At 73.6% G+C, this 14,471-nt stretch carries 11 protein-coding genes; all 11 read left to right on the top strand.

The genetic code is table 11. The annotated features are described in order from the left end of the window. Positions 1-1,686 carry a lipid II flippase MurJ gene (locus tag AB0B85_RS21645; protein WP_357409962.1) on the top strand — a complete coding sequence of 562 codons (1,686 nt, stop codon included), beginning with the start codon at positions 1-3 and terminating at the stop codon, positions 1,684-1,686. Next, entirely contained in the window at positions 1,683-2,852 is a 1,170-nt protein-coding gene (locus AB0B85_RS21640) for a glycosyltransferase family 4 protein (RefSeq protein ID WP_357409960.1), read from the top strand. Before AB0B85_RS21645 ends, AB0B85_RS21640 begins: the two co-directional genes overlap by 4 nt. Further along, positions 2,852-5,263 carry a hypothetical protein gene (locus AB0B85_RS21635; protein ID WP_357409993.1) on the top strand — a complete coding sequence of 804 codons (2,412 nt, stop codon included), beginning with the start codon at positions 2,852-2,854 and terminating at the stop codon, positions 5,261-5,263. The genes AB0B85_RS21640 and AB0B85_RS21635 overlap by 1 nt, the downstream gene beginning before the upstream one ends. Positions 5,264-5,426: 163 nt before the next feature. Further along, positions 5,427-7,178 (top strand): CTP synthase, encoded by a 1,752-nt coding sequence (locus AB0B85_RS21630; protein WP_357409958.1) that lies wholly within the window; start codon positions 5,427-5,429, stop codon positions 7,176-7,178. Between the two features lie 55 nt (positions 7,179-7,233). Beyond that, positions 7,234-7,839 (top strand): NUDIX hydrolase, encoded by a 606-nt coding sequence (locus tag AB0B85_RS21625; RefSeq protein ID WP_357409956.1) that lies wholly within the window; start codon positions 7,234-7,236, stop codon positions 7,837-7,839. A gap of 336 nt (positions 7,840-8,175) precedes the next feature. After that, the gene (gene ald, locus AB0B85_RS21620; RefSeq protein ID WP_357409954.1) at positions 8,176-9,291 is read left to right on the top strand and encodes an alanine dehydrogenase; all 1,116 of its coding nucleotides are present in this window, start codon (positions 8,176-8,178) and stop codon (positions 9,289-9,291) included. A gap of 38 nt (positions 9,292-9,329) precedes the next feature. After that, the gene (locus tag AB0B85_RS21615; protein ID WP_357409952.1) at positions 9,330-10,295 is read left to right on the top strand and encodes a site-specific tyrosine recombinase XerD; all 966 of its coding nucleotides are present in this window, start codon (positions 9,330-9,332) and stop codon (positions 10,293-10,295) included. A 180-nt stretch (positions 10,296-10,475) separates the two neighbouring features. Continuing rightward, a complete protein-coding gene (locus AB0B85_RS21610) occupies positions 10,476-11,399 on the top strand; it encodes a ParA family protein (RefSeq protein ID WP_088990243.1) in 924 nt (307 codons plus the stop codon). A 41-nt stretch (positions 11,400-11,440) separates the two neighbouring features. Continuing rightward, positions 11,441-12,487, top strand: a complete 1,047-nt coding sequence (locus tag AB0B85_RS21605) for a segregation/condensation protein A (RefSeq protein WP_357409950.1) — start codon at positions 11,441-11,443, stop codon at positions 12,485-12,487. Further along, positions 12,480-13,535 (top strand): SMC-Scp complex subunit ScpB, encoded by a 1,056-nt coding sequence (scpB, locus tag AB0B85_RS21600; RefSeq protein ID WP_357409948.1) that lies wholly within the window; start codon positions 12,480-12,482, stop codon positions 13,533-13,535. The genes AB0B85_RS21605 and scpB overlap by 8 nt, the downstream gene beginning before the upstream one ends. Then, the gene (locus AB0B85_RS21595; protein ID WP_357409946.1) at positions 13,522-14,292 is read left to right on the top strand and encodes a pseudouridine synthase; all 771 of its coding nucleotides are present in this window, start codon (positions 13,522-13,524) and stop codon (positions 14,290-14,292) included. The genes scpB and AB0B85_RS21595 overlap by 14 nt, the downstream gene beginning before the upstream one ends. Positions 14,293-14,471 lie beyond the last annotated feature (179 nt).

Raw genomic sequence — 14,471 nt, 5'->3', positions numbered from 1 at the left:
GTGACCAGACCGGCACCTCTCGCCGGCGCCGGCCGGTTGGCCGGGGCAGCCGCGCTCATCGCCGTCCTCACCGTGGCCAGCCGGCTCGCCGGCTTCGGCCGCACCGCAGTGTTCACCTGGGTGGTCGAGCAGAGCGACCTCGGCGGCATGTACGTCATCGCCAACACGGTGCCGAACATCGTCTTCGAGATCGTCGCCGGCGGGGCGTTGGCCAGCCTGGTCGTGCCGCTGCTGGCCGGGGCGGTCGCCGCGGACGACCGGCGGGCGGTGGCGGCGACCACCGGCGCCCTGCTCACCTGGACGGTGAGCCTGCTGGTCCCGCTCGCGGTGCTCGTCGTCCTGTTCGCCGACCCGATCATCTCGGTGATCAGCGCGGGACGGTCGGCGGCGGAACTCGCCGCCGGCGCGCGGATGCTGCGGGTGTTCGCCCCACAGTTGCCGCTCTACGGGATCGGCATCGTGCTCACCGGCGTCCTGCAGGCACACCGACGCTTCGCGTGGCCCGTCATCGCACCGCTGCTGTCCAGCCTCACGGTGGTCGCCGTCTACGTGGCCTTCGGCGCTGCCCAGGGGCGGGGCGTGTCCGTCGCCCAGGTCGGCCGCGCCGGCGAACTGCTCCTTTCCGGCGGCACCACCCTGGGCGTGGTCGTGCTGTCGCTCTCCCTGCTGATCCCGCTGCGGCGGCTGCGGGTGCGGCCTCGGTTCGGGTACACCTTCACCGCCGACGCGCGGGCCCGGATCGGCGGGCTCGCCACGGCCGGCGCGGTGACGGTGGCGGCGCAGCAGGTCGCGCTCCTGGTGGTCCTCAACCGGGTCTCCGGCGGCCCCACCGGCTCCCCCCAGGTGTTCAACCTGGCCCAGGCGATCTACCTGCTGCCGTGGGCGGTCCTCGCCGTGCCACTGGCGGTCGCGTCCTATCCCACGCTTGCCACCGCCAGCGCCGCCGGCGAGGAGGACGAATACCGGCGTACCCTCTCCGGCGCGGTGCGCGGCGTGCTGCTCTTCAGCTGCCTGGGCGTCGCGGCGTTGATCGGCACCGCGCAGCCGATCGCTCACCTCTTCTATCCGGACAACCCGGCCTCCACCGCGGCGGCCATCCGTGGCTTCGCGCCGGGCCTGCTCGGCTACGGCTTGTTCGCGGTCCTGTCCCGCGCCCTGTACGCGCGCGGCGACACCCGATCGGCGACGGTGGCGATCACCCTCGGCTGGCTTGTCGTTCCGGCCGTGGCGCTGCCGTTGTCGGCGCTGCTGCCCACCGCCGACCGGGTGCTCGCGGTGGCGTCCGCCAACTCGGTGGGGATGCTGATCCTCGGGGCGCTGCTGCTGCTGGCGGTGGCGCGCGGCGCCGGCCGGCCGGCGTTGGCCGGCGCGGTCCGGGCCGGGGCGGCCGGTGGCCTCGCCGGTGGGCTCGCCGCGCTCGCCGGGCTGGGCGTCACCCGCTGGCTCGACACACCCGGCGGCAGCACCCCGACGACGGCGGCGGCACTCGGTCAGGGCATGCTGTCCGGGGTTCTGGTCGGGGCGGTGTTCCTCGCTGTGGTCTGGTTCGTCGACCGGCGGGACGTGCGACCGCTGCTCGCCGGGGTGCTGCGGCGTCTGCGTCGGCGGGGGCCACGAGGCGGGGACGGCGGATCGACGTCGATCTCTCCGCGGCGGGGCGACGGGAAGGAGACGGCAGCGCGATGACTGAGCCAGCTCTGCCGACCAGCTGGTCGGGCAGCGTCGCGTTGGTGCTCGCGTCCAGCACCGGCGGCGTCGGCCAGCACGTGCGCTCGGCGGCCCGGGGCCTCGTCGCGGGCGGCGCGACAGTCCTGGTCTGCGGACCGGCGGCCACCCAGGAACAGTTCGACTTCACCAGCGTCGGCGCGCGTTTCGCGCCGGTGGAGATCCCGGCCAGCCCGACGCCTGCCGACGCCCGGGCGGTAATCGCGCTGCGGCGGGTGCTCGCCGCCGCGCACGTCGACGTGGTGCACGCGCACGGCCTGCGGGCCGGGTTGGTCGCCGTGCTGGCCCGTCCGGCCGCCCCGCTTGTCGTCACCTGGCACAACGCGGTGCTCGCGGGGGGTCTGCGGGGCGGGGTGTCCCGAATCGTCGAACGGGTGGTGGCCCGGGGCGTCCGGGTGGCGCTCGGCGCCTCCGCGGACCTGGTACGCCGGGCCGCCGAGGTGGGCGCCGCCGACGCCCGGCTCGCCCCGGTCGCCGCCCCGACGCTGCCCCCGCCGCGTCGACGTCCGGCGGCGGTACGCGCCGAGTTCGGCGTACGCCCGGACCAACCGTTGATCCTCTCGGTCGGCCGGTTGCACCCGCAGAAGCGCTACGACGTGCTGATCGACGCGGCGGCCCGGTGGCGCACGCGTACCCCACCGCCGGTCGTGGTGATCGCGGGCAGTGGCCCGGCCTACCTGCCGCTTGCCGCCCGGACCTCGGCGGCCCGCGCACCGGTGACCCTGCTGGGGCACCGCACCGACGTGGCCGACCTGCTCGCCGGCGCCGACCTCGCGGTGGTGACGAGCGACTGGGAGGCCCGGCAGCTGTTCGCCCAGGAGGCGCTGCGCGCCGGCGTACCACTTGTGGCCACCGCGGTCGGCGGGTTGCCGGAGCTGGTCGGCGACGCGGCCACGCTGGTCCCCGCCGGGGACGTGGACGCTGTCGACGCGGCGGTACGTGCGCTGCTTGACGACCCGGCGGCGCGGGCCGAGCTGGGCGGGCGGGGCGCCGACCGGGCGGCGACGTGGCCGACCGAGGCGGACACCGTCGCCGCGCTGGCCGACCTCTACGCCGAGCTGGCCGGTCCTTCCACCGGCCCGGCGGCCACCCCGGGCTCCGACGCCCCGAGAACGGGACACCGGTGATGTTGCGCCGAATCGCCCCCGCCCTGCTGACGGTGCTCGTGGTGGCGCTCGGCGTCACCGCGCTGGCCGCCCGCCCACCACGCAGCACCCCGCACCGCAGTGCCGACTTCGTGGTGCTCGCCGGGATCGCCGGGCTGCGCTGGGACGACGTCGATCCGCAGCGCACTCCGACGTTGTGGCGGATGGCCCAGCAGGGGTCGATCGGCTCGCTGTCGGTGCGGTCCGCGCACCGACCCACCTGCCCGGTGGACGGCTGGCTGACCCTGGGCGCGGGCAGTTTCGCCGCGTGGAACGGCAGTCGGCCGCCGGAGGGCTGCCCGACGTCCGGGGTGGCAGTGGAACAACCCGACGGCATCGGCGCGAACCTGCCCGACCAGGAGAGCGTGGTGCAGTACAACCAGCAGCGCCTGTCCTGGGGTGCCATGCCCGGTTCGCTGTCGGAGTCGGTCCGCTGCTCGGTCGCCGTGGGTCCGGGTGCGGCAGTGGCGGCGGCCCGACCGTTCGGCCGCGTCGACAGGTACGCCTCGGCACTGCCTGCCGATCCGCGGGTGTTGCTCGGTTCGTGCGTGTTGAGCATCGTCGACCTCGGCACTGTCGAGGGGATCGATCCGGCGTCGCGCGCCGCGCAGGCCCGGGCGGCGGACGCCCAGTTGGCCCGGGTGCTTGACGCGCGTCCGCCGCGGTCGTTGGTGCTCGTCGCGGGGATCTCCGACACCGCCCAGCCGTCGCGGCTGCACGTGGCGGTCGCCGACGGTCCGGGTTGGGAACGGGGGTGGCTCACCTCGGCCAGCACCGGCCGCGACGGGTACCTGCAACTCGTCGACCTCGCGCCGACCGCCCTCGCCGCGCTGGGCCGGCCGATGCCGGAACGGCTCTTCCTCGGCCGGCCGGCGCTGAGCACCGGTGGCCGTCCGGCCGACCTCGCCGAGGCGATAAGCGCCCCGGCGGACGCCGACCGGGAGGCGGCCGCCCAGCGGAGCGTCTCCGGCCGGTTCTTCACGCTGCTCGCCGGAGTGCAGGTGCTGCTGGCGCTGGCGGTCCTGCCGCTGCTGCGCCGGGCCCGCCCGCACGCCGGGCCGACCGGCCCGACGGCGGTTCCCGGGCGGGTCGCCGCGGTGGCGGAGTTGCTGCTGGTCGCCGGGGCGTTGACGGTGCCGGCGGCGTTGCTCGCCGACGCGGTGCCCTGGTGGGGTGGCGAGCACCCCGGCCTGTTGTTCGCCGGGATCACCGGGCTGCTGGTGGCCGCCGGCACCGCGGCGGTCCGGTTCCTCCCCGGCTACGCGGGCACCCTCGGCCCCCTGGGCGCGGTGGCCGGCCTGACCACGCTCGTCGTCGGGCTGGACGTGCTCACCGGGGCCAGCCTCCAACTCAACGGCGTGGTCGGCTACTCCGCGTTGCAGGGCGGCCGGTACGCCGGGCTGAGCACTGTGGGGCTGGGCGTGTTCCTCGCCGGGGCGTTGCTCACCGGGGGTTGGTTCGCCCAGCGGGTGCACCGCGGTTGGCGGCCCGCGGTGATGGTGGCCGTGGGTGGCCTCGCCGTGGTGGTGGTGGGCAGCCCGTTCCTGGGTGCCGACCCGGTCGGCGCGATCGCGCTCACCGCCGGGGTGAGCGTCGCCGCCGTGATCAGCGCCGGTGGCTGGTTGACGATCAGCCGGCTGGCCTGGGCCGCCATGGCCGCCCTGGCGGTCGGCATCGGGTTCGCAGTGGTGGACCTGCGGCGTTCGGCGGCCGAGCGGGGCAGCCTGGGCCGGTTCCTCTCCGCGCTCGGCGACGGCACCGGCGGGTTCACCGTGCACCGATCGAGCACGGAGAACTTCGAGACGTTGGTCAACAGCCCGCTGACCGTGCTGGCGTTGGTGGGCGGGTTGCTCGTGTGGTTCGCCCTGTTGCAGCCGTGGGGTGGGCTGATGCGGTTGTTCGGCATCTACCCGGCGGTGCGGGCCGCGATGGCCGGCACCGTGGTCGCCGCCGTACTCGGTGGGGTGCTCGACGGCGCGGCGCTCGACGTGCTGGGCGCGGCCGCCGCCCTGGTGGTGCCCATGGCCGCCCTCGCGTCGCTGCGGGTCCTCGGACATGCCGCCGACCGGACCCGCCCGCTGCCGGGACGCTCCCGCGCCGACGGTGCCGACGATCCGGGGTCCGGCGGGGTCGGTCCGGTCGGTGGGGGTGACGGCCCGACCCGTGGTGGCGGGCCGCTGGGCGCGGTCCACCCCCGTCCGATCAGCGCACCGCCCGCGGGCGCACCCCAGGCGCGCACGCGACCGGAGACACCCGACGTCCCCTCGGGCGTCGCCGAAGACCCCTCGGCCGACACCGACGGGCCGGTGGGGCCGACCGCGGACACCTCCGCGACCCTGCCCGTGCCACCCCGGCAGGTCGACAGGTCATCGACCGAGGTCGCCGCTTCCTGAGCGCCGGCCCTCGGCCGGACGACCCGGTGGGGTCGCAGCCGGGGTGCGGCCTGCGAGTACCCGCCCGGGAGGTGTTACCGTCGAATCCCGTGGATCGCGTGATCACTGAGCTGATCAAGCACGGCGGTCTGCATGACCGCGACAGACGACACGGGAGCAGGCCTTGGCCCCATCAGCACGGACGACCAGGCACATTTTCGTCACCGGGGGCGTCGCCTCCTCGCTGGGTAAGGGCCTCACCGCCTCCAGCCTCGGCAACCTGTTGACCGCACGCGGGTTGCGGGTGGTGATGCAGAAGCTCGACCCCTACCTGAACGTCGACCCGGGGACGATGAACCCGTTCCAACACGGTGAGGTCTTCGTCACCGAGGACGGCGCCGAGACCGACCTCGACGTCGGGCACTACGAGCGGTTCCTCGACCGGGCGTTGTCCGGCAAGGCGAACGTCACCACCGGCCAGATCTACTCCGACGTGATCGCCAAGGAGCGGCGCGGGGAATACCTCGGCGACACCGTCCAGGTCATCCCGCACATCACCAACGAGATCAAGTCGCGGATCCTGGCGATGGCCGACCCGGACGAGGACGGCCAACTCCCCGACGTGGTGATCACCGAGGTCGGTGGCACCGTCGGCGACATCGAGTCGCTGCCGTTCCTGGAGGCGATCCGCCAGGTCCGCCACGACCTGGGTCGGGACAACTGCTTCTACCTGCACGTCTCGCTGGTGCCGTACCTGGCCCCGTCGGGTGAGCTGAAGACCAAGCCGACCCAGCACTCGGTGGCGCAGCTGCGCAACATCGGTATCCAGCCGGACGCCATCGTGTTGCGCTGCGACCGGGAGATCCCGGTGAAGCTCAAGGAGAAGCTGTCGCTCTACTGCGACGTGGACGCCGAGGCGGTCGTCGCCGCACCGGACGCCCCGAGCATCTACGACATCCCGAAGGTGCTGCACCGGGAGGGGCTCGACGCGTACGTGGTACGCCGGCTTGGCCTCTCCTTCCGGGACGTGGACTGGGCCAGCTGGGACGACCTGCTGGAGCGGGTGCACCGGCCCCGGCACACGGTCACCGTGGCGGTGGTCGGCAAGTACGTCGACCTGCCCGACGCGTACCTGTCGGTGAGCGAGGCGATCCGGGCGGCCGGGTTCGGTCACCGCGCCCGGGTGCAGCTGCGCTGGGTGCCCAGTGACGAGTGCGTCACCCCGGCCGGCGCCGCCGCGGCGTTGGCCGGCGTGGACGGCATCCTCATCCCCGGTGGCTTCGGCGTCCGCGGCATCGAGGGCAAGATCGGCACCGCCCGGTACGCCCGCGAGGCCGGCATTCCGCTGCTCGGCCTCTGCCTCGGCCTGCAGTGCATGACCATCGAGGTGGCCCGGCACCTGGCCGGCCTGGACGGCGCCAACTCGCTCGAGTTCGACGAGCAGGCCGCGCACCCGGTCATCGCCACCATGGCCGACCAGGAGGACATCGTCGCCGGGCGCGGCGACCTGGGCGGCACCATGCGGCTCGGCGCCTACCCGGCGACGCTGACCGAGGGTTCGATCGTCGCCGAGGCGTACGGCAGCGTCGAGATCAGCGAGCGGCACCGGCACCGCTACGAGGTGAACAACGCCTACCGGGACGCGCTGACCAAGGCCGGCCTGCGCATCTCCGGCACCTCGCCGGACGGTCGGCTCGTCGAGTTCGTCGAGCTGGACCGCAGCCTGCACCCGTTCTTCGTGGCCACCCAGGCGCACCCGGAGCTGAAGAGCCGACCCACCCGCCCGCACCCGCTGTTCGCCTCGTTCGTCAAGGCCGCTGTGACGTACTCACAGGCCGACCAACTGCCTGTCGACCTGGACGGGGCAACCGAGGCCCCGACGACGCGCAAGTCCGCCCGCAACGGCGCCGCGACGAAGGCCGCGTCCGCGTCGTGAGCGAGCGAACCGGCACTGTGTCATCCGTCGTCGTGCGGCGCGGCGGGACGACGGCGTGAGCGGGGTCGAGCACCGCTACGAGGTGCGGTCCCGCACGGAGCGGTACCGGGGGCGGATCTTCGACGTGGTCACCGAGGAGGTGACAATGCCCGGCGGCGGCACGGGGGTGCGTGACCTCGTCCGGCACGTCGGGGCGGTGGCCGTGGTGGCGCTCGACGACGTCGGCCAGGTGGTGCTGATCCGGCAGTACCGGCACCCGGTCGGCCGACACCTGTGGGAGCTGCCGGCCGGGCTGATGGACGTCTCCGGCGAGGAGTTGCCGGCGGCCGCGCTGCGGGAGCTGGCCGAGGAGGCCGACCTCACCGCCGGGCAGGTCGACGTGCTCGTCGACCTGCACAGTTCACCCGGGTTCACCAACGAGGTCGTGCGGGTCTTCCTGGCCCGCGACCTCGCCGAGGTGCCGGCCGACGAGCGGCACGAGCGCCACGACGAGGAAGCCGACCTCCAGATCGTCCGGATCGACCTGGACGAGGCCGTCGCGATGGTCCTGGCCGGCGAGATCACCAACGCGTCCGCGGTGGCCGGGCTGCTCGCCGCGGCCCGCGCCCGGGACACCGGTTGGTCGACGTTGCGCCGGGCGGACGCGCCGCTGCCCCGCTGAGCGTCGCCGCCGGTCCCGCATCAGCGGGGAGTACGCGCGAAGGGGCCCCGCGGTCAGCCGCGGGGCCCCTTGCCGACTGTTCCCAGCGGCAGCCGGCGGCCGGGGCGATAATTGGCAAACCCGTCCGGACGGCGGCGGCGATGTCCCCGGCGAAGCGGCCCGGTGCCCTGACACACCGTCAGGACACCCGGGCACCGGATGCCACTGTGCTGGCTCGCGGCGGCACCGGACGCGCCTAGACTGCCGCCGGCGGGACCGGTGGACCGGGGTGGCAAAGGGGCCGCCGCGGCACCGAGCAGTCGGGGGAGAGCAGCCCCGAAGAGAGGTGTCTGCATCGTGAAGGTCGGAATCCCACGCGAGGTCAAGAACCACGAGTACCGCGTGGCGATCACGCCAGCGGGCGTCAACGAGTTCACCCGCAGTGGTCACCAGGTCTTCGTCGAGGCGGGTGCGGGGGTCGGCTCCAGCATCACCGACGAGGAGTTCGCCGCCGCCGGCGCGCAGATCCTCGCCACCGCCGACGAGGTGTGGGAGACCGCCGAGCTGGTGCTCAAGGTCAAGGAGCCGATCGCCGAGGAGTACCACCGGATGCGCGAGGGTCAGGTGCTCTTCACCTACCTGCACCTGGCCGCCTCCAAGGAGTGCACCGACGCGCTCATCGACCGCAGGGTCACCGGCATCGCGTACGAGACGGTTGAGCTGCCCGACCGGTCGCTGCCGCTGCTCGCCCCGATGTCCGAGGTCGCCGGCCGGCTCGCCCCGCAGGTGGGCGCCTTCTACATGATGCGTACCGGCGGTGGGCGCGGGGTGCTGCCCGGCGGGGTCTCCGGCGTGTACGCGGCCAAGACCGTCGTCATCGGCGCCGGCGTGTCCGGCATGAACGCCGCCGCGATCGCGCTCGGCCTGCAGTCCGAGGTGCTGCTGCTGGACAAGAACGTGGCCCGACTGCGTTCGGCCGACGCCATCTACCGCGGCCACCTGCAGACCATCGCGTCCAACGCCTACGAGGTCGAGCGGGCCGTGCTCGACGCCGACCTGGTCATCGGCGCGGTCCTGGTGCCCGGCGCGAAGGCGCCGACGCTGATCTCCAACGAGCTGGTCTCCCGGATGAAGCCGGGCAGTGTGCTCGTCGACATCGCCATCGACCAGGGCGGCTGCTTCGAGGACTCGCGCCCCACCACGCACGCCGACCCGGTCTACAAGGTGCACGAGTCGATCTTCTACTGCGTGGCGAACATGCCCGGCGCGGTGCCGAACACCAGCACGTACGCCCTGACCAACGTCACCCTGCCGTACGCCCTGGAGCTGGCCAACCACGGCTGGCAGGAGGCGCTGCGCCGCGACCCGGCGTTGGGCCTGGGCCTGAACACGTACGACGGTCGGGTCACCTACGGTCCGGTCGCCGAGGCGCACGGCATGGACGTGCTCCCGTTGACCGACGTACTCGCCTGAGCGGTGGCGGTCTGACCGGCAGCGCGGACTCCGCCGGCGTGGGCGAGCAGCCCACGCCGGCGCTGCGCCGCGCCGTGCGCGGTTACCTCGACCACCTCACCGTCGAGCGTGGACTGTCGGCGAACACGCTCACCTCGTACCGCCGGGACCTGGACCGCTATCTCGCCACCCTGGTCGCGGCCGGCGTCACCGACCTCGCGTCGGTCGGCCCCGGTCTCGTCGAGTCGCACCTGGCCCGGCTGCGCGCGGGCGACGACGCCCACCCGCCGCTGGCTGTCTCCTCCGCCGCCCGCGCCGCCAGCGCGGTCCGCGGCCTGCACCGCTTCGCGCTGCGTGAAGGGCTGGCCGGCGCCGACCCCAGCCGGGACGTGCGCCCGCCCACCCCGCCGCGCCGGCTGCCCCGGGCACTGCCGGTCGACGACGTGGTCCGCCTGCTGGAGACCGCCGGCCCGATCACCGCGACCGGCGACGACGCGTCCCTCGCGCTACGCGACCGGGCGCTGCTGGAGTTCCTCTACGGCACCGGCGCGCGGATCTCCGAGGCGGTCGGCGCCGCCGTGGACGACCTGGAAACCGACGAGGGCACGGTGCTGCTGCGCGGCAAGGGTGGCCGGACGCGGCTGGTGCCGATCGGCGGGTACGCCGTCGACGCGGTACGCGCCTACCTGGTCCGGGCCCGGCCCGCCCTGGCCGCCGCAGGTCGGGGCAGCCCGATGGTCTTCCTCAACGCCCGGGGCGGCGCGCTCACCCGCCAGGGCGCCTGGGGCATCCTGCGCGCCGCCGCCGGCCGGGCCGGGCTGCCGGTCGAGGGGCCGGCCGCCGTCTCCCCGCACACCCTGCGCCACTCGTACGCCACCCATCTGCTCGACGGCGGCGCCGACGTGCGGGTGGTCCAGGAACTGCTCGGACACGCGTCGGTGACCACCACCCAGGTCTACACGTTGGTCACCGTGGAGCGGTTGCGTGAGGTGTACGCCACCACCCACCCCCGCGCCCAGGGCTGAACCGGTCGCGGTCGACGCCGACACGCCGGGCCGGTGCCGAACCCCCTGCTGGTCGGTGGCGTACAGTCGGCATCGGCGCGGACCTCCTGGAGCGATACGACCGGGGTGCGCAGCGGCGCCGCGAAGGACGTCGGACGGCTCCGACGCCGGGTGGGGTCGTCGGGAGGGGGCAACGAGCACATGGCTGGCAACGGTGACCGTGCCGAGACCTGGACGTCGGAGCTCCGCGAGCAGCAGGCCACGCTCGGTGCGGATCTGGGTCCAGCGGACCCGGCTGCCTACACGATGCGCAAGCCCATCCCTGAGCCGATGCCCACCGACCGGCACGGTCCGGCGCGCATCATCGCGATGGCCAACCAGAAGGGTGGCGTCGGCAAGACGACCACCACCATCAACCTGGGCGCGGCCCTCGCGGAGTACGGCCGCAAGGTGCTGCTCGTCGACTTCGACCCGCAGGGCGCCCTGTCGGTGGGGTTGGGGGTCAACCCACACAACCTCGACCTGTCCGTCTACAACCTGCTCATGCAGGACGACGTCACCGCCGAGGACGTCCTGATCAAGACCGACGTGGCGGGCCTGCACCTGCTGCCGGCCAACATCGACCTCTCCGCCGCCGAGATCCAGCTCGTCAACGAGGTCGCCCGGGAAATGGCACTGGCCCGGGTCCTGCGCTCGGTCCGCAAGGAGTACGACTACATCCTGATCGACTGCCAGCCGTCGCTCGGCCTGCTGGCGATCAACGCGCTGACCGTCGCGCACGGCGTGCTCATCCCGCTGGAGTGCGAGTTCTTCAGCCTGCGCGGGGTGGCGCTGCTGCTGGACACCATCGACAAGGTGCGGGAGCGGCTCAACTTTGACCTGGAGCTCGAGGGCATCCTCGCCACCATGTACGACAGCCGCACCACGCACTGCCGCCAGGTCCTCCAGCGGGTGGTCGAGGCGTTCGGCGACAAGGTCTACCAGACGGTCATCACCAAGACTGTGAAGTTCCCGGAGTCCACCGTGGCCGGTGCGCCCATCACGACGATGGACCCGGCGTCCTCCGGCGCCCGCAACTACCGTCAGCTGGCCCGCGAGGTGATCGCCGCCCAGTCGGAGCGGTAGCCGGAACGCCCGGTGCCCGCCTCGTGCACTACGGTCGTGCGGTGACCGCGCCACCCCTCGACCCGCCTGACGCCGCTGCTCCGGCCGTGGTCGACGGTGTGCCGCCCGCCGCGACCGGCTTCACGGTGCGGCTGGCCAACTTCACCGGTCCGTTCGACCTGCTGCTGCAACTGATCGGCAAGCACAAGCTCGACGTCACCGAGGTGGCCCTGCACACGGTCACCGACGAGTTCATCGCCTACATCCGGGCCATGGGCGACGACTGGGACCTCGACGAGGCCAGCGAGTTCCTGCTCATCGCCGCGACCCTGCTCGACCTGAAGGCGGCCCGGCTGCTGCCCGCCGCCGAGGTGGAGGACGAGGCCGACCTCGCCCTGCTGGAGGCCCGGGATCTGCTCTTCGCCCGGCTGCTGCAGTACAAGGCGTACAAGGAGGCGGCGGCGCACATCGCCGAGCTGGAAGCGGTCGGCGGCCGGCGCTACCCCCGCGCGGTCAGCCTGGAACCCCGCTACGCCGAGGCGCTGCCCGACCTGGTCCTCGGCATCGGCCCGCAGCGGCTGCTGAAGTTGGCAGTGAAGGCGATGACGCCGAAGCCGGTGCCGGAGGTCTCCATCGCCCACGTGCACATGGTCCGGGTCAGTGTCCGGGAACACGCGGCGATCCTCACCGCCCGGCTACGCCGGGCCGGCACCGCCACGTTCGCACTGCTCTGCGCCGACTGCGAGGCGACCCTGGAGGTGGTGGCGCGGTTCCTCGCGCTGCTGGAGCTGTACCGGGAGGGCCTGGTCTCCTTCGTCCAGGAGCAGGCCCTGGAGGAGCTGACCGTGCGCTGGACCGGCCCGGCCGACGGCGCCACCGAACTACACGTCGACGAGTACGCCGGCAGCCCGGCCGACGCGGAGCCGTCCGCGCCGCCAGCTGAGCCTCACGTGTCGGCGCTGCCCGCCGGGTCGGCGGTGGCCGGGTCGCCCGCCGGGCCGGAGCTGACCGGGCCGGAGCTGACCGGGTCGCCCGTTGGGTCGGAGCTGACCGGGGAGGCCGCCGGGACGGATGGGACGGGAGCGACGGAGGGTGAGCGCGATGAGTGACGAGGAACGCCGGGATTCGCTTGCCGACCAGGCCGCCGCCTGGGTTCCACCGTGGGAGCGCCCCCGGCCGCCCGCCCCCGAACCAGAGGGCACCGACGTCCCGTCGGACGAGTCACCCGCCGTACCCGCGGCGCCGGACGCCGACGGTAGCCGCCAGCAACCGTCCCGACCGGCACCCGAATCCGCACCCGCCGCCGAGGCCGCCCCGACCGCGTCAGATTCCGCCGCGCCGAGTTTGGCCGCGCCGGATTCCGCCGAGCCGGTCCCGGCCGAGCCAAGTCTTGCCGAGCTGGGTGCCGCCGCGCCGGAGGCCGCCGCGCCGGAGGCCGCCGCGCCGGAGGCCGCTGCGCCGGTCCCAGCCGCGCTGGGCTCGGGTGGGACGGGTGTGACCGAGCCGGATCCGGGTGCGGTGGGGGAGTCGGGGACGGCTGTCGGCGTACCCCGGCGGGAGAGCGTGGGGCGGCGGCGCGTGACGGCCGCGCCGGAGCCGGCGCCGGAGCTGTCCGACGCCGAGTTGCGCGGTGCGCTGGAGGCGATCCTGCTGGTGGTCGACGAGCCGGTCAGCGAGCTGGTCCTGGCGCAGGTGTTGGAGCAGCCGGCCGAACGGGTCGGGCCGATGCTCGACGAGATCGCCGCCGGCTACACCGCCGCCGGCCACGGGTTCGAGCTGCGCCGGGCGGCCGGCGGGTGGCGGCTCTACACCCGGCCGGAATACGCTACGTACGTTGAACGGTTCGTGTTGGACGGGCAGTCCGTACGGCTGACCCAGGCGGCGTTGGAGACGCTCGCCGTGGTCGCCTACAAGCAGCCGGTGACCCGTTCGCGAATCTCAGCCATCCGGGGTGTGAACTGCGACGGGGTCATCCGTACGCTGGTCACCCGCGGTCTCGTCGAGGAGTGCGGCACCGAACAGGACAGCGGGGCGTTCCTCTACCGGACCACCACGTTGTTCCTGGAGAAGCTCGGGCTGAACACCGTTGCCGAGCTGCCGCCCCTCGCACCCTTCCTGCCCGACGACGTAGAAGAGCTTGCTGATGCGACCCGATAACCGTGCCCCCAAACCCGACGCCCCTGTCTTCGAGGGGGCTGAGCGCCTGCAGAAGGTGCTCGCCGCCGCCGGCGTGGGTTCCCGGCGTGCCTGCGAGGACCTGATCTTCCGCCGCCGGGTCACCGTGGACGGGCGGGTCGCCAAGCTCGGCGACAAGGTCGATCCGGCCACCGCCGTGATCCACGTGGACGGCGAGCGCCTCCAGGTCGACGTCCGCCTGGTCTACGTGGCGATGAACAAGCCGCGCGGGGTGGTCACCACCATGGCGGACGAAAAGGGACGCAACGAGCTGTCCGACTTCATCGGTGCCCGGCTGGAGCAGCGGGTCTACCACGTCGGGCGGCTCGACGCGGACAGCGAGGGCCTGCTGCTGCTCACCAACGACGGCACCCTCGCGCACAAGCTCATGCACCCCTCCTACCAGGTGCTCAAGACCTACCTCGCCGAGGTGGTCGGGCCGATCCCGCGCAACCTGAGCAAGCGGCTGTTGGCCGGGGTCGAGCTGGAGGACGGGCCGGTCACTGTCGACTCGTTCAAGGTGGTGGACACCCTCGGCAAATCCGCCCAGGTGGAGCTGAGCCTGCACGAAGGGCGCAAGCACATCGTCCGGCGGCTGATGGACGAGGTCGGGCACCCGGTCACCCGGTTGGTGCGTACCTCGATCGGGCCGATCCGGCTGGGCGACCTGCGCACCGGGCGGATCCGGCGGCTTACCAACGCGGAGGTCGCCGCCCTGTTCAACGCGGTGGGTGACTGACCCCCGGAGTTCGGGGTACGGCTGCCGGTAGGCTCCACCGACGGCCGGGACGCGGCCGCCCGGGTGGCGTGGGTCGCCTCCGGTGGCGTCGCGCGCGGGTCCGCCAGAGGAACCGGGCATGATTGATGACGATTGACAAACCGCTTGCGGCGCCAGCTCACCGGGCGATCCGTGAGGTA

This window comes from Micromonospora sp. NPDC049044, assembly GCF_040649215.1.
Lineage (GTDB): Bacteria > Actinomycetota > Actinomycetes > Mycobacteriales > Micromonosporaceae > Micromonospora.
Note: the sequence above shows the minus strand (reverse complement) of the source record. Positions and strands in the feature narration are given on the sequence as shown.